We start from the raw sequence: 16,114 nt of genomic DNA, 5'->3' as shown, positions 1-16,114 counted from the left end.
CTCAGCCCCTCTGCGCATGCAGCCGCACCGGCAGCGCGCGGAACGTCCTAAGGAACGCGGAGGGCTCCCGGGTCGGCTGCTCGGCCAATGCCAGCGTGGGGAAGCGCGCATGGATCCGCGGCAAGCTCTCGGCCAACTGCACCCGGGCCAGTTGCGCACCGAGGCAGAAGTGGATGCCGTGGCCGAAGCTCAGCATGATCTTCCCGTCGCTCGACATGCCAGGACTGGTGCCGTAGAACCGCGCGGGATCGAAGCGGTCGGGATCGGCGAAGGCGTCCGGGTCGCGATTGCCGGCCGCGATCAGCACGCGCACGTCCGCGTTCTTCGGAATCACCACGCCGCCCAGTTCGATGTCGCGCTGGGCGATACGCGGAATGGAGCTGAACATGGCGGGCGCGTCGCAGCGCAGGACTTCTTCCACGAATGCCTTAACGCCCACGGCGTCCCCCTGCAGCCAGTGCCGCTGTTCGGGATACGCCAGCATCGCCAGGACCGCATGGTCGATGCTCGCAGCAGTGGTCGCGAAGCCGCCCAGCAGCATGCCCCACAGCATGCTGATCAACTCCGCATCCGACAGCGTGTCGGCATCGTCGTCGTGTGCGCCGACCAGCATCGACACGATGTCGTGGCGGGGATCGGTGCGCCTGCGCTGTATGAGGTCGCCGAAGTAGGCCTGCACCTTGGCGCTGGCCTCGTCCGCCGCGGCGAGCTGGGGATCGCTGGCGTGCGGGCTCAGGCCTTCCAGAATGGCGCCGATGCCGGCGGCGAGCCCGAACACGTCGTCCTGGGGCATGCCGAACAGTTCGGCGAAAACCAGCATGGGCAAGGCCAGCGCGAATTCCCGATGCAAATCCACCGCCTCCCCGCGCTCCAGCGCGGGCGCCATGCCGTCCAGGCGCGCTGCGACGATGCGCCCGATGCTCGGCCGCAGGTTGTCGATCTGGCGGATGGTGAAATCGCGCGAGATCAGCCGGCGCAGCCGCGTATGCGTCGGGGGGTCCTTCATCGCTAGCGTGGACCCCAGCAGATTGAGCGACAAGCTGGTCGCCGCACGCGGGAAATAGCGCGCCAGTTCGCCCGGCGCCGGTCCCCGAAACGCATCGCCGGTGGCCTTGAGCGCCCAGTAAATATCGACGTGGCGGCTCAACAGAAAGAGGCCCGACGCCGCGCGATGCACCGGATCGTGCTCGCGCAACCACCGCATGAACGGATACGGGTCGTGGATGCACGCTGGCGACGCCAGTTCGGCGAAGGCGTCCCGGCATGCTGCTGTGGTTTCTTGCACGTCCATCCTGGTTACCTGTTGGCTGGCTGATCAGACCGGCGCGCGCCAGGCGCGCCGGCAAATTGCGGAGAAGATCGTGATCCCCGGCGGCGTCCGCGCATCACCAGAGCACCGGGAACTCGTCGAACCCGCCAGTGATGATCTCCTTGCGCAACTTCAGTTCTTCGGGCGCCACGGCCAGGCGTAGCGCGGGAAAGCGCTGGAAGATGGAACCGAACACCACCTTGAGTTCCAGCCTGGCCAGCGCCGCGCCGATGCAGTTGTGCGGCCCGTAGGAGAACGCCAGGTGCGGGTTTTCGTCGCGTCCGACGTCGAAGATTTCTGGGTCGTCGAAATGGCGCGGATCGAACGACGTCGCCGGCAGGCCGACCAGCACCTTGCTCTCCGCGGGAATACGCACGCCCGCGATGGTCACGTCGGTCCTCGGATAGCGCATGATGCCGTCCCAGCCCGCGCCCGGCGGGTACATGCGCAGGATTTCCTCCACCGCCTTGTCCACCAGGGACGGATCGCCAACCAGGCGTTCGCGCTGTTGCGGATGGCGGAAAATGGCCAGCAGGCCGAATTCGATCTGCGCGACAGTGCTCTCGTGCCCCGCCACCAGTATGCCCGCCGCCAGGCCGATCGCCTCTTCCTCGGTTGCCTTGCCCTGGTCGACCGCCGCGATCAGATCCGTCAGCAGGTTGTCGCCCGGATCCTGGCGCTTGTCCCGCATCTTGCCGCGAATGTAGGCGCGCAATTCTTCCCAGGCCAGGCGCGACGCGCTGCGCGGGCCGCTTTCATGCTGGTGCGTCATCACCTCGTCGGACAGCCCGGCGAAAAAGGCGTGATCCTCGTAGAGCACGCCCATCAGCGCGCTGATGACCATGGCCGGAAGCGGAAAGGAGAGGTCGCGCCGCAGGTCGGCGGGCTGGGGCTGGGCCGCTAGCGTCTCGAACAACTGCGCGGCGATCGCCTCGACCTGCTGCGCGAGCAGCTTCACCCTGCGGTTGCTGAGGGCCGGCGCCACGATCGTGCGTAACCGGGCATGCTCGCCCCCCTCGTGCGAGACCAGCCACCCCGGCGAACCGAGAATCACCGAATCCGGGGTGAATGCCGCCGGCGGCATTCCCGCGGGCCGGAATGCCGCGTCGCACAGCACCGTCTTGGCCTCGTCGTAGCCTGTCACCCACCAGCCTTCGTGTCCGGACGGGAAGCGCACGCGGTGGATCGGGCCATTGGCGCATAACGCCAACATCTCGGGCGAGGGCTCGATGTGATGGACGCGCCACATCGGCAGCGTCGGCAAGGGTTGTTCGGACATGGTGGCACTTCACTCTCTAAGCGATGGAAAGGGCGGAAGGTGACCGGCAGGCGCTGCGGGCAGCGAATGACGTTGAAGACCAAGACACTGAGCCGCTTGGACGTATAGCAGACCAATACCCCAATGACCTTCAACCAAGATGAGCGCTCTTCTTTACCATTGCTGTTAACCCGATGTTGCGTGCTGTGCGGCGGTCCGAGGGTATTCGGCATTACTTCTGTTAGCCGTGCCGGACCTCAGGCTTGCGGTGACCGTACCATTGTCAACGGCTGGGGATCGTGAAGATCTTGTAAATTGATGTGAAGGATCTGTTGCAGCGGTTTGACCACCGGCGGTGTCGTACAGAGCGTCTCAACGAACCTCGGCGGCCTGGCCCGTTCAAGCGAGGTTAAGTGTGATTGGTGTGTGATCTTGTGGGCCTATAATCAAAGTCTGCCAGCGCGTATCGGCTTCTTCCTTGCCGCGAGCTTGCGCTCCGCGCCGGAGCGCGGCTCCTCGCTGAGCGCTACCTCCAAAACTCATTTCCACGAGCGGCAGGCACCTGGGTTGAAAAGAGGGAAAACCGGAGAGATATCCGTCATCCGACCGGCGGTGTTTCCGGGTTAGTGTAAGAGCCCGGGGGCAAACCGGAAAGCGGTCTGTTACGGGCTGAGCGGCGGGGTGGAGGGGGTTTGCCCTTCCTCCTCTGAGCGTTTACGGCGAAGTACTCGTAGTCGATGCCGTGCGGCCGCAGATATCCATCTGGATGGTTACAATGCAGGCCGTCGACGATCGACTTGAGCAGTTCCGTCTGCCGACGCCATTCCGTCCAGATCGACCGGTCGCCGCAGGCCCGTACCACCCGAGAATGGGACGGATGCGGACGAGTTGGTCACTTAAGCGCAACGGCAACCGGACCTTGCCGCGAGGCGAGCACGTCAACGATCGCTGTGGTAAGCTCACGTCAATGTCGCCGAAGTGCCGTTCTGGCTGGCTGAGGCCGACGCGTGCGCCTACCGCCAGACTACCCCGCTCAGGAGCGCGACGGCAGCACTCCCATCTCCTTTAGCAACCGGCCAGCGCCGTCAATCTTGTCCATGGTCCAGAGCATGAAGCGACTGTCGACATGGATGCTGCGGCTGAGGTCCGCGTCGCGCCCCCAGTCAGCGATTACGCCCTCGAGCGTGCCGTCGAAGGCGAGACCCACGAACTCGCCGCGTCCGTTCAGCGTCGCCGAGCCGCTGTTGCCGTTGGTGATGTCGGCGGTGGACAGGAAGTTGACCGGTAACGTGCCCAGCGCCGGCGCGACATAGGGGCCATAATCCTTGGCTCGGATCGCTGCGATAGCCGCATCTGGAGCATCGAACTCACCCTTGCCCGTTTCTTTGGCCAGAAGTCCCTCGGCCGTGGTGAAGGGCATCCAGATCTGCCCGTCGCGTGTTCGCCCCGCCACCTTGCCCCAGGTGATGCGCAGCGAGCCATTCGCGTCGGGATACATCAGCCGGCCGATTGCCTGCTGGTAGGCACGCTGGCCGTGCATATAGATGGCGCGAGCCGCCTGGGTGCGTCCAGCGCGGTCCTTCGCAGCGTGCTCCGCAGCTATGTCGCCGGGATAGAGAGCGACCGCCAGCTTGATGAAAGGATCCTCCGACGCCTCGAAGGCAGCAGCGGGCTTGTCAAGCCAGCCGAGCCGCGTTGCCGTGTCTGCGAGCTTGGTGTCTGCATAAAGTCGGTCAAGGCCAATTTGGCCCAAAGCGCTTTCGAAAGCAGTATCGCGGTCCTTTGCATCCAGCCGGCGATATTCGTCGAGTGCGGCCTCGAACAGCTTTCGATCGATGTCTGGCAAATAGGCGCGCTCGATCTGCGTCAGCTGATCCGAGATTTCTTTACGGTCACGATCCTGAAAGCCGCTTTCACGGTCTTCATCGGCCTTCTCGTGCTCCTTTGTCCAGCGATAGAGAATGCGTGCCGATGACAGTAGTTGCGCGCGATTGAGCAACGCCTGGCGCAGCCTCGCCAGCGAAGCCCGGCTATTCTCGCCCACCATCCCGTCCAGTTCGCGGATTGCTGCGTCAAAGCGCGTCTGCCGCACGGGATACTCGGCGACCCAGGCGCGAAAAGCTTTCTCCTCGATGGCCTTCCGCGCGTCGAGGCCGATCGCGTCGGCGCCGGCTAGATCGCCCGCCAGCTTCTTTTTGTAGTTTTCCACGCCTTGCAGGATGGAGGCGTAGCGGATCTGCGCTTCGCGATTGCCTGCCGTGGCTTGGTTGATCTGAGCGGCATAATCCGAGAGCAAACGCTGGGACAGTGGTTCGTAGTCGGCGAAGTTGAACCGGACTTCATCGGCGGTGAGGAGCCGGTGGGTTGCGCCGGGAAAGCCGGCGACCATCACGAAATCGCCTTCTTGGACGCCTTTAGAGGCCATGCGCAGCCAGCTCTTCGGCCGGTAGGGCACGTTGTCGCGCGCATAGGGCCGGGAGGAACCATCAGGAGCGACATACGCGCGATAAAAACCGAAGTCGCCCGTGTGGCGCGGCCACATCCAATTGTCCGTTTGACCGCCGAAGTTGCCGATGCCGAGCGCGGGCGCGTAGACGAGGCGCACGTCCTCAATTTCAAGCTTCTGCTGGAGGTAGTAGAAGGCGCCGCCATAATAGGGCCTCACGTCGCAGCGGCGATCGGGCTGTTCTTCACATGCAGCGATTAGCGCCTTGCGGTTCGTGTCGAGCTGCTCATGGCGGGCAAAGCCGCTCAGCATGTCCGAGACGCCCCTAAGCATCTCGGCGGTCACATCCCGCACATCCTCGATCACATAGATGCGGCTGGCGGGCGCGGCGGGTAATTCTTCACTCAGGCTCTTCGCTAGAAAGCCGTTGGTTAGATAGTCTTGGCTCTCCCTGCTGTTATACTGCATGGATGGGAACACGCAGTGATGATTAGTCGCGACCAGTCCTTGCGGGCTGACGAAGGAGGCGGAGCATCCGCCCAGTGATACGATCGCGTTAAGCGGGGCAGCATACAGTCGGCTCAACTGCGCGGGATCGATCTGGAGCCCATCCGCCTGCATGGCCGCGCCCACTTCCGCAGTCTGGCCCGGCATCCACATACCTTCGTGCGCCGACGTAGCGGTGACCGTCCAGAGCAAGTTCATGGCAGTTGCTTGGGCCAAACATTTCAAATTCGAGTTCATGCTGATCTCGCTCCCATTCTATGTATTGTTCTGCGCAGACTGGATTGATGAGCTATTGGGCTGGCCGGCGTCCGCAAGCGAGCGCGGCAGCCACTGCGTGAAGACTGATTGGACGGTCAACGCAATGACGCCCCCCTCACATCGGATTGGTTTGTGCAACGTTTGCGGATCATCCGTTGCACCAATCGTGCCAAGGCAACAAAGCTTTCGACGACCCAAATGGTAAGCTGCCTTCGATGTCCGACCTCCGACATTTGGTTGGAGACCCGACACCCTCGTCCTCGCTAGCGACGAAGCCCGCTGCCGAACGGCCGTCGCCTGTCCATAATCTTGAGAGTGCGTGCTATCGTTAGGCGGCGGGAGCGATCACGTGTTCGGGTTGTTCGCTCTGATCGGCAAGCGCTTTGCGCCTCGGCTGCGCAATCTCAAAGATCGGAAGTTCCACACCTTCGAGAAAAATGATGCCTACCCGGCGCTGTCGGACCACATCGGAGCGCCGATCAACACCACGCTTATTCTCGACCACTGGGACGATCTTCTTCATCTGGCGGCGTCGATCACGACGCGATCAGTCGTGTCAACGATCCTGAAGAAGCTGTCAGCATCACCGAAGGAAAGCCAACTCGCAAGGGCCCCGCGCGAACTCGGCCGAATCGAGCGATCGCTGTTCATAATCGAATGGTACTCAAGTCCAGCGCTACGCCGACGTTGCCAGGCCGGCCCCCTCAACAAGGGTGAGGCGGCGCATAAGCTGAAGCGCGCCGTCTTCTTCCGCGAGCGCGGTGAGATCCGGGACCGATCGCTCGAAAGCCAGGCGTTCCGCGCCTCCGGCCTCAACCTCGTCGTCAGCGCGATCGTACACTGGAATACGGTGTATATCGAACGGCCGCCACCCACTTACGCAACGTGCGTATCGAGATTCCGGATCATCTGCTCAAGCACATCTCGCCGCTGAGCTGGAGGCGTTGCAGCATGGGCCTGGTCACGAACGCTTCAATCCGCAAACCTTTTTTGCGTCGGAAGCTCGGCAAGAATGTCGGAAGACCGACCAAAAAGCGTATGGGCGAGGCCGCCGGTATGGAGAAAACGGTGCAGCCAGACAGTGCGCCAGCTCGGCATGCGTTTTGCTACGATTCTGCTGTCACCGGGCGGACGCAATGGCGGATCAATGATTGTCCCGCATGGGTACGTTCGTGACGACGAGTTTCTTGCGGAAGTGCCATCAAAGGTCGTCTCCGCCGGTAGAGACAGTGGAGGTGAGACAGAACTGTGTGGAGGGCATGCTGATAGGCGTACGTGCACAGCCGGATTCCCGATCAGTCCAACTGCCGGCCTTTACATCATGAGCTTCTCAGAAACCGAAGAGCGCTCAAAGCCGTGACCTTCTTACCGAACATTTGCGACAGAGCCCGAGACCGACACCCGGGGACACGAAGGAGAATTATCTGATGCAGCGACTGTTTCTGACATATTTGGCGCTTTGTGGGCTGACGGAGATCGCTACCGCTGCCGATGTTCCGGTGATAACCGATCCGGCAATTGTAGCCGGGGCAGCGGCCCCAGTCTTTTCGTTCGAGGCTGGGCTACGCAACTGGTACAGTACCGGCGAAGCATCGAAGGACCTTTACGACGACAGTGGCACGCTGCTGATCTCTCGGCTCACTTACGACCATCTCGATATGCATTCGAGCGAAGTCTTCTTCAACGCAACCCACAATCCGACCGGCATTTTCGTCAAGGGCCTCCTCGGTGCGGGCGGAGTCAGCGAGGGCTCTCTCGTCGACGAGGATTTCCCGCCAACAGTCGAACCTTATTCGAATACGTCGAGTGATCAGCGCGCCGGCGACATCACCTATTTCACCACTGATCTGGGATACTATTTCTGGAACACGCCGCGCTACCGCATCGGTGCTTTGGTCGGCTATAACTTCTGGAACGAGCGCTACAACGCTGTCGGTTGCGCGCAGCAGGCGGCTATCTCGCAGGTATGCGCGCCGGCTTTGCCGACCAATGTCGGCGTGATCAGCCAGGACAACGATTGGCATTCGCTGCGACTCGGACTGGCCGGGCAGACGCAACTCACCGAACGGCTCAGCCTTTCTGGCGACGTGGCGCTCCTGTTCACGCGATTAAACGGCAAAGATCGGCACCATTGGCGCCCAGCGATCAACCCCACTCCTGAAGACGGCGACGGGCATGGGGTCCAACTCGAGGCGGTGTTGAACTACAAGGTCACAGATTTGTTCAACATCGGCGTCGGCGCCCGCTACTGGAGGGTGGCATCTGAAGGTGCCGCGCATTTCGAAGAGACTCCGGCCGGCGGTTCCCCGCAGGTCGTGGACTGGCAGGCAGAGCGCTACGGCATGTTCGTGCAGGCGAGCATCAAGTTCAACTGAGAAAGGAAACCAGTGGCGTCCGCCGGCGCGCCTTTCATTTGCCGAGCTTCCCGGGTCGATTCCGGTAGGGGGCAAAATGACACCCTAAGCGCCACGGCGACGCACACACGACGCGATATGGCCGGTTCGCCACACAACAGTCGTTGGATAAGCACCTTGCAGACGCCAGAGTGCGACCCATAGCTGCCGCTCGTAGATTCGGACCGGAATTTCCGGACCCGGCCGAGGCCGACAATCGTCTAAAAAATTCATTGGCTCAACTTTAGCCGCTGCGCCCAATCTTTGACTCAAGGCCTTTCTGGGCTGCATTGCGGCATTGCGGCGCATACCGGCACGATTTACCGCGCTGACGCGCGCAACTGCTCCACGGAAACGTTCAACGCCCTCACTTTGGACAGAGACATTCCGCACGCCATACCTGGATGGACTTTCTTCGCCACCACAATCGGCTCATGGCGGCGGACAAGGAAGTAGGCTGGCACCCTCGCCCAGCATCGTGGAGAGCTTCCTCCAAGCGCAGTGCTGTGGCGTTCAGAATTATCTGTCGCTGTCCGGAATTAAGTCAGGACTTTGAAGCCTGCGCACAATGCCCACGCTGAGATGCTGACGCCGTCTGGCACAACGCGATTGTAGGGGAAGCGCAGAGCGGGACCTTGGTCGACGGGCTGCCTCAGTTTTTACCAATCCTGTCGTTTCAGGTTGACCAATCTGTTGCCGACTATAATTGGTTGACCAACAGGGCGCCCATATCCGGCGGAAATCCAGTCACTTAATGCCAATCCGGAATAACCTGTCATTGAGGCCATTGGTAAACTCGGTCTCAGGATCGGAAACCTACCCTCAGCCATAAAACTCTCCTGTTTACAATCGCATAGCCACACACCAGCGACCCATAATTCCGGACTGGTAAACTCCGTGAGTGCCAAGACATTTCCGGACATCACACCAGTCTGCCTTTATGCGAGTTTCGAAGCACAAGTGGCGAACACGCGGGAGGCAAGATGTCAGCCTTCTGGCGCGTTCAACAGGGTTTCCAACCGTTGGACGCTCTCGATCACCAAGTCGAAATTCGGGACGGGTCCGAAGATCATGGCGCTCATGGCAACATAGTCTCGCCCCAAAGCGTCAATCATTCCGTCATATGGCAGCAGAGCAAATGTCGGCGGCTCCGCAGTCGCAAGGTCGTAGTCCTTGCGATTGAAAAACATGCGAGCATGAGCCACGCAGTCGGCGCCAAGCTCCATCTTCGCGATCGCCCGGCGGCCGGTTTCGAATTTCATGAGCCGATGAATGTCATAGTAGTGGCGCGAGATCCGTTGGCCGTCACCACGCAGTTCGCCGCGACGCTCAAACCAGCGACGCAGGCCGTGAAAAATCACGGCCTTATCCCAAAAGGTCCGCTCTGGATCGACCGTGGTGACGTTGGGCACCCTCAGATCGAGACCTGGCGCATCTTCATCGACATAAGGTCGAATGATCTGCGGCGTGTTCGGGTCGAGTGCCGACTTCACGCCTGACTCAATCTTCACTGCCGGACGGACATTCGTCTCAACAGGCGTTGCGGTCGGATACCAAAGCAGGAGGGTCTGCTGTCGTCGTCGTCAGCTCGTACCTGAAAGTCTTCGAGCGACACGCTCTGCGGCGGCAGCTACCAATTCAGTCAAGGCCGCCGCCATCGGTCCTTGGATATTAGGCGCCTCGAGAAGACCTTACAATTGACGGATGCAATGATGCTAGCCTCGGCGAAGCCCCGGGGTTCTTCACGCGCAAGTCTTCCGTGAGCCCATGCTATTGTGCGACTCTCGCAGACCGGGTGGCTATATCGCTTAAGACAGCACGGAGAAGCGTTCCAATTTCCTGTTCGGCGAGCCCCCGTGCAATTCCTAATTGGGACAGTTGGACGAGAATTGTCTTCACGGTGCTGCGCCAGAAGGCATTGGCGTCCTCCCCGTTCTTGCATTCCAGAACCCGGGCGATACCTTCGACCAATTTCCGCCGCCGATGCAGCGGAAACGCGCTTATGTTTGAGTCCCCCATCGATCACCTCACGCCTTCAGTCTCGCGATTAAGCATTGGCGGGTTAAAAAAATTCGTTAACGGCGCTTTTTTTGGACAGAGGCCAGCAGCGCCGGTGATCCAGAGTTTGAGGGAGCAATCTGAACGTTGCGAAAGGAGGAGGTCTGTAAGTGCAGCGCGCGACGCCTTTTCAGCTTTGCGAATCGCGCCGTATGTTGGAGGATGCAGCCTCCGCCAAGCAATGGCTGCCTGACTGCAGGGGGGCAGTGGAAAAGACCGAGCCTAGGCTTCGGCGACTCGTGTGAGGCTGGCGCGGGGCTGGTCAAGAGGGCATTGGCTCGACATTTCACAGTTCGCAGCGGAACCGGCTCGGCTCGGCAAAGAAGACGAGCTCGGCCTATTGACGCATGAACGCCGGGGGGTCGAGAGATGACCGGCTTGCAGAGATTTGAGAGGGCGGTCGTTGTTCAGGTTGGCGGCCGCAGCTCAGAGCGTATCGTATTCGATGTCAATCACGCGGCCGCTATCCTGCTGCGTGATCTTCATCGTCAGACCGAGAAACGGACGGTAGCGATGAACGCCTGTTTGCAGGTACTGCGTGGTGAGGCTCATCCACCAGCTGCTCGACGAGCTTTTGTGGCAGCCGCGCTTGAAGCAAAGATCCTGCGCAGCGACTGATGCTGTTTGCACGTCGACGCTTTGATACTTAGGGTGTGCATGGCTACGAGCTAGTTCCATGTCGGCACCTGTTTGTGGAACTCGTGCTTGATCGTATACCATTGCGGAGAAATGTAGGCGTCGGAGGCCCGGAACACGACGAGCACCTCCTCGCCGATCCCGCCAGACCAGGTTGTTAGGTGCAACGTGGCTCGAAGGGCGCCAAATTCTCCTGGCGAGCTGTCGAGTTCGGAGGGGATGTGATTGGCTTCGAGTCCCGTCGATCCATGGGTGATCAGGACGCCGAGCGCGCGTCGTTCTCGATCAGATCGTAGAGAACCTCTCGGCTAGGTTCCAGTAGTACATGTTCTCCCTTCAATGATTTGAAGTCTCGCGGCTTACGATCCGGTATCTGATCCCAGGCGGGCCAGGGCGCCGGCGAGCTGGCGCTTCGCGGCAGCGGGAAGCGGCATGATTGGCCGTGGGGGCTCTGCGCGACAGATGTCAAGGAGCTCGGCGAGCGCGTAGACGACGCGAAGGCTCGAAAACAGCTCAAAAAGCTCCCACAGCCGGGCCAGCGTGGCGTCGATCCGGTGTGCTTCTGCGTGATCGCCGTGCTGAGCGGCTCTGACAATCCCCAGGCAGGGCTCGGGCAAGATGCCACCGAGGACGCTGTACCATGTATCGGCGCCGGCGATCATGGCCTCGGCGGCGTTCCAGTCGCCGCTGTAGCCGATCGAGAAACCTTCTGGCACGATTTTTTTCTGGTGCACCAGATGGCGTTTGATGGCATCGCCCCGGCCGGTTGAGTTTTTGATTGCGAGGATGCCAGGCAGCTGTGCCAGGCGCCCGACGAGCGCTGGCGTGAAGCGAAAATGCGTCGTTCCAGGATTGTCGTAGATCACGATTGGGAGACCGCTTTCGCGCGCCACTGTAGAAAAATGCTCGAAAACTTCGTCGTCGGTGAGCGGAGTGTAGGAGACGGCCGCGAGCAAGCCAGCGGCTGCGCCGAGGGCCTTTGCGTCACTTGCATATTTTACCGCCTCGTCAGTGCGCAAGGCGCCCACGCCCGCCACGACCGGGATCCGTCCACCCGTCTCGTCCAGTGCCTCGGAAAGCGCGCGGCGGCGTTCCTCGCGCGAGAGATACATATAGGTGCCGGTACTGCCGAGCAGGCCGATGGAATCCACGTTTGCTGCGCAAAGCCGTGCAATCAGCTTGCGCAGCGCCAGGGCATCGACGTGGCCCTCAGCATCTCCCGGTGTGATTGGGAAGGCGGAAAGGCCGGTCAGGAACGCCATGCTGAAGCTCCCGTCGTTGGGTTGGGTAAAGCGTTGGGCATCAGACCGCGTCCAGTGCCTGCTGCAGATCCGCGATCAAATCGGCCGCGTCTTCGAGTCCTACCGACAGGCGCATGAGGTCGTCGCCAACTTCATCAGGCAAATGCGCTTCCTGGCGAATTGACTTGCGCGAGCGGGTCAGGCTTGCCGGATGATAGATGAGGCTGTCTGCGTCGCCGAGGCTGACCGCCCGGGTGATTAGCTTGAGCCGGTCCATCATACGGCGCGCGCCTTCGAACCCAGTGTGGAGGCCCAGAGCCAACATGCCCGAGCCCTGCGACATCTGTCTATGCGCGATCTCATGGTCGGGATGAGAGCCGAGAAACGGATAGCTCACCCAAGCCACAGCCGGGTGCCCCTCGAGCGCCTGAGCGACCGCAAGCCCAGAGGCACTGTGACGTTCCATACGCAAGGTGAGCGTCTTCAACCCGCGCAAGATCAGGAACGTCGACATCGGCGAGAGCGCTGCCCCGGTGACATAACGCAGGCCAGTTTCGTGCAGCAGGTGCAGTGTTTTCGCATCACCGAGTATCGCGCCGCCCAGCGCATCGCCGTGGCCGTTGATGTACTTGGTCAACGAATGCATCACGATGTCCGCTCCGAGTTCCAGCGGACGCTGGAGGGCAGGCGAGGCGAAGGTGCTGTCGACCGCGACTTTCACGCCGCGCGCATGGGCGTGTTCGGCAATGGCGGCGATGTCGAGGATTCGGCTCAGCGGGTTGATCGGCGTCTCAAAGAAAACGAGCCGGGTCCTGTCAGTGATGGCGCCATCGAGATTGCTCGGATTTGAGAGATCGACCGCAACGACCTTGATGCCAAACCGCGGCAATCCCTGTTCGACCATGGCGAGCGTGTTGGAATAGATCGTCTTGTGGACAATGAGTTCGTCACCTTGCGAAAGCAGCGAAAGGATCAGCGTGCCGAAAGCCGCCATCCCCGAGGCAACGACCAGCCCAGCTTCGGCTCCTTCGAGATTGGCGAGCCGTTTTTCGAGGATCTCGGTGGTCGGGTTGTATTCGCGTGCGTAGAGTCTTCCGCCAAGCGCTGCGGCCGCCTCGTTTGCTGCCACACTTTCAAATCCGTAGGTCGAGGTAAGAAACACAGGCGGCTGAACGGAATTGGAAAAGCCGGCCGGATCGTAGCCATGATGGATGGCCCGGGTGGAGAATGCTAGATCGGCGTCGTTCGAGGCCGGCGTTGTTGGTGCATCGGTTCCAAGTTGATCTTCGGCGCCGATCATTGATTTTGAGTCCTCTTGATTTCGGGGACAATGCCGTCACACTGGTTCAGATTGAACGTCCAGTTGGCGATAAAGCAAATGGTCCAGTCTTCCCGTGCCGCGTCGGCAGGTCGCTCGCCAGGGCTGGGCGCTCGCCAAATCTACGAAGCTCTTCGCGGGCAGATCCTGGCCGGGCTCTATGAACGGGGCGGTCAGCTGCCGTCGTCCCGCCTGGCAAATGAGCTCGGCGTTTCGCGAACGCCGGTTAGCGTCGCCTACGACCAGTTGGCTGCGGAACGTTTAATCCAGGTCGTTCAAGGCGCAAGGACTCGCGTACGTCTTCGCTGGTCCGCAGCAAGGCCAGCAGCGCGCTGCCAAAACGGACCGGCCCGATGCAGTTTGCGGCTACGGCGAGCGACTGCGCGCCAGTCCGCCATGGCCTGATTACCATCCCGACCGCTTGAAGGTCGATTTCCGGTATGGCGACCTCGCGCCATCTGATTTCCCGGCGCTGACCTGAAGCGCGCGATGAACGCGGCGATGTCACAACGCCCCGGAAGGCTAGGGTTGGTGGCACTACCACTCACGCTGTTCCGCTTCGAATCTGGCGTAGTGCCTTGTGTTGCCATGACGCTCATTGCTTTTCAGACCCATCTTTCACACTCTGCACCCGCATCGGTCTTGGGTCGCTTCGATATGTCGTTGGCGACGACAAGGCCCATCGCATTCACCACTCGTTGGAACCGCATCACCAGCGCCGAAACTACGGCTTCTTTTCAACTATCTACGATAGGATTTTTTGCAACGGCATACTGGCCAAAACAGAACGAGTGGCCTGAAGTTAGCTCCGAGACCAACTCGAGCCGCTCACCGTGCGCGATTGCGTTATGTTTCCATTTGATCGACGTCGCTGGCGTAGAGCTAAAGTCGGAAGTGGTGGAAAGGCGGGGAATTAAACGAACGGAGGTTTACGCTTCGAATCCGATTGTTGAGCTCGGAACCCATCAACTGCACCTGAAGGGTACGGATGATTGGCGCTGGATTTATCGGAGATGTAGGACCTGGAACTACGCAGTGTGCAATGCTCCTCGAAGCGCATTCAGGCACAGCGAGGTTTTTAAGACCTTGCCTGGGCATTGCAGACGGCCGTGGCTCTATGGGTCTCGGCCGCGGACAGGTTGTTAGAGTCCAGATAACCGGTGATGCCTAGCGCGAGCGATGAAGATCCGACGATGGCATCCGGCTGAGCGTATGCCTCCGGCGAGGCTTCCGATTAGCCACATCGTCGACTTGATCCGATCGCGATGCCGAAACCAACACCCTGAGCGGCAACTTCGCCACTCTGACCTTCGACATCCACATCACTGGCGAGCCGGTTGAAACACAAACCCGAAGGCTCCGGTGTATCGCCTCTATGGCAGGACGCCGCGCAACCGCCGGATCGAGATTGGCGGCATCTGGAAGAAGAAGAACCAGAGCGGCGGCGACTGCTGCACTCCCTCAGGCGGCTTCGCCAAATTGAACGCGAACCTCGGTATCCGGGGCAGGGCGACCGTTGCGCTAGCGCTGGCGAGGGCACGGCGAGAAAGCGTCGAGCGAAGGCAGAGAGAGATCGGAGGCACAGAAGGCGTGCAGGCCTGCAGTCACGAGTTGGCCTTTACGGGCACGCGCTCCGGGACCGAGATTGGAACGGCGCTCTGGAGCAGCTTCTCTGAGTTTGGATGCACGCCGTCGATGTACTATCGGACACACGGGGAAATAGCCTTTGCATGTTGACAGGTTTGGGGATATCGACCTCCTCGTCGATGCCGATGGCATAGCCCACCTGCTCACAGGCTTCATAGGAATCGGTCTGTTCAGGGTGTGGTAGCCAGCAGGCTTGCTCGCGCCGTCGGTGCATATAGCTCGGGCGACAGAAGAAGGCCCTGACGTTCATTCGTCGTCTGCCGCGACTTCCGCGTAAATTCGTGTCCAACAAGGAAAGAAACTATGAGGCGGCAGACCCGACCGTTCACGGTGGAGATCAGACAGAAGCGCAGTTCTCAAAAACGGGGTCGTTCCATCTGGAGCGATGTCGATCTCTCCGCAGCAATGGCCGAGACAACAAGGGAACTCCAGGAGATGGAGTTGCCAAATGGTCGCCTTATTGACTCTAGTGCCGTAGCGCTTGATGCTGAACACATGCACAAACTGGGAGCGGAGCATCTTATGGCAAATCCCTTGGAAGCTGAATCAGTAAAAACTGCCACAGAACCGGCAGCGAAAGTGGAGACGCCTGAAAAGAAGAAAGCCCCCCGGTCGCGGAAGGCGAAGGCTGAGCCTAGGCAGCCTGCTCGGAAGAATGCCGCCAAGACGGCGCCTCAGGCGGAGGAAGGACCAGCAGCGGCCGTGCGGACCGGACGGAAGATTTACTCTGAAAAGGAGCGTGCCCAGATGCTCGCCCAGATCGAGAAGTCTATTAGCGGCGGCGCCAGTCACAAGGATGCCGTAAAGCAGGCCGGCATCTCGGAACAGACCTACTATAAATGGAAGAAGGCTGCGCCGCCTGCATCGGATGGTGACAATCTGAAGGATCTCCTCGCGCTTGAAGAAGAAAACAAGCGACTGAAGAGCCTGCTCGCGGAACGCTTGCGCAAGGAGAACGCGGAACTGAAGAGGAAACTGGAGCTGTAATAACGCTGAATCGCAGACCGGAGCGGATACGTATTCGTCGTGGACGCTATCCGAGC

At 60.6% G+C, this 16,114-nt stretch carries 13 protein-coding genes and 1 pseudogene; 6 read left to right on the top strand and 8 right to left on the bottom strand.

Features of this window, described 5'->3' with window-relative positions; all coding sequences use genetic code 11:
- Position 1: 1 nt before the first annotated feature.
- The 3 genes from AC0L2Y_RS22885 to AC0L2Y_RS22875 all read right to left on the bottom strand — a co-directional run bounded on the left by AC0L2Y_RS22885 (position 2) and on the right by AC0L2Y_RS22875 (position 5,757).
- Positions 2–1,291 (bottom strand): cytochrome P450, encoded by a 1,290-nt coding sequence (locus AC0L2Y_RS22885; RefSeq protein WP_473506284.1) that lies wholly within the window; start codon positions 1,289–1,291, stop codon positions 2–4.
- A gap of 94 nt (positions 1,292–1,385) precedes the next feature.
- Positions 1,386–2,588: a cytochrome P450 gene (locus tag AC0L2Y_RS22880; RefSeq protein WP_473559638.1), complete on the bottom strand. Its 1,203-nt coding sequence runs from the start codon at positions 2,586–2,588 to the stop codon at positions 1,386–1,388.
- Positions 2,589–3,600: 1,012 nt separating this feature from the next.
- Positions 3,601–5,757, bottom strand: a complete 2,157-nt coding sequence (locus tag AC0L2Y_RS22875) for a S46 family peptidase (RefSeq protein WP_473506288.1) — start codon at positions 5,755–5,757, stop codon at positions 3,601–3,603.
- Positions 5,758–6,109: 352 nt separating this feature from the next.
- On the opposite strand from AC0L2Y_RS22875, the pseudogene AC0L2Y_RS22870 reads away from it, so the two are divergent.
- From AC0L2Y_RS22870 to AC0L2Y_RS22860, 3 genes and pseudogenes are all read left to right on the top strand, one after another.
- A pseudogene (locus tag AC0L2Y_RS22870) lies at positions 6,110–6,732 on the top strand (Tn3 family transposase); the annotation flags it as partial.
- On the top strand, positions 6,730–6,954 hold the full coding sequence (locus tag AC0L2Y_RS22865) for a hypothetical protein (protein WP_473559658.1): 225 nt from the start codon (positions 6,730–6,732) through the stop codon (positions 6,952–6,954). The pseudogene AC0L2Y_RS22870 and the gene AC0L2Y_RS22865, both read left to right, overlap by 3 nt.
- Positions 6,955–7,277: 323 nt before the next feature.
- The gene (locus tag AC0L2Y_RS22860; RefSeq protein ID WP_473506290.1) at positions 7,278–8,153 is read left to right on the top strand and encodes an omptin family outer membrane protease; all 876 of its coding nucleotides are present in this window, start codon (positions 7,278–7,280) and stop codon (positions 8,151–8,153) included.
- Positions 8,154–9,157: 1,004 nt separating this feature from the next.
- On the opposite strand, the gene AC0L2Y_RS22855 is transcribed toward AC0L2Y_RS22860, so the two are convergent.
- Both AC0L2Y_RS22855 and AC0L2Y_RS22850 read right to left on the bottom strand, forming a co-directional pair.
- Positions 9,158–9,733: a nucleotidyl transferase AbiEii/AbiGii toxin family protein gene (locus AC0L2Y_RS22855; protein ID WP_473559654.1), complete on the bottom strand. Its 576-nt coding sequence runs from the start codon at positions 9,731–9,733 to the stop codon at positions 9,158–9,160.
- A 208-nt stretch (positions 9,734–9,941) separates the two neighbouring features.
- Complete coding sequence (locus tag AC0L2Y_RS22850; protein ID WP_473506292.1) at positions 9,942–10,190, bottom strand: DUF6074 family protein; 249 nt, start codon at positions 10,188–10,190, stop codon at positions 9,942–9,944.
- A gap of 408 nt (positions 10,191–10,598) precedes the next feature.
- On the opposite strand from AC0L2Y_RS22850, the gene AC0L2Y_RS22845 reads away from it, so the two are divergent.
- Complete coding sequence (locus AC0L2Y_RS22845; RefSeq protein ID WP_473506294.1) at positions 10,599–10,847, top strand: DUF982 domain-containing protein; 249 nt, start codon at positions 10,599–10,601, stop codon at positions 10,845–10,847.
- Between the two features lie 50 nt (positions 10,848–10,897).
- Here the strand turns inward: AC0L2Y_RS22845 and AC0L2Y_RS22840 are convergent, their stop codons facing one another.
- From AC0L2Y_RS22840 to AC0L2Y_RS22830, 3 genes are all read right to left on the bottom strand, one after another.
- Positions 10,898–11,086: an FMN-binding negative transcriptional regulator gene (locus tag AC0L2Y_RS22840; RefSeq protein ID WP_473559652.1), complete on the bottom strand. Its 189-nt coding sequence runs from the start codon at positions 11,084–11,086 to the stop codon at positions 10,898–10,900.
- A 138-nt stretch (positions 11,087–11,224) separates the two neighbouring features.
- On the bottom strand, positions 11,225–12,127 hold the full coding sequence (locus AC0L2Y_RS22835; protein ID WP_473506296.1) for a dihydrodipicolinate synthase family protein: 903 nt from the start codon (positions 12,125–12,127) through the stop codon (positions 11,225–11,227).
- A gap of 40 nt (positions 12,128–12,167) precedes the next feature.
- A complete protein-coding gene (locus AC0L2Y_RS22830) occupies positions 12,168–13,406 on the bottom strand; it encodes a trans-sulfuration enzyme family protein (protein ID WP_473506298.1) in 1,239 nt (412 codons plus the stop codon).
- Between the two features lie 30 nt (positions 13,407–13,436).
- Between AC0L2Y_RS22830 and AC0L2Y_RS22825 the strand changes: the two genes are divergently transcribed.
- A complete protein-coding gene (locus AC0L2Y_RS22825; protein WP_473559636.1) occupies positions 13,437–13,829 on the top strand; it encodes a winged helix-turn-helix domain-containing protein in 393 nt (130 codons plus the stop codon).
- Positions 13,830–15,374: 1,545 nt separating this feature from the next.
- The gene (locus AC0L2Y_RS22820; RefSeq protein WP_473506302.1) at positions 15,375–16,058 is read left to right on the top strand and encodes a transposase; all 684 of its coding nucleotides are present in this window, start codon (positions 15,375–15,377) and stop codon (positions 16,056–16,058) included.
- Positions 16,059–16,114: the final 56 nt, after the last annotated feature.

Source organism: Mesorhizobium sp. WSM4830, from assembly GCF_055811495.1.
The sequence above is the reverse complement of the archived record's forward strand: the minus strand, read 5'-3'. Positions and strand labels throughout refer to the sequence as shown.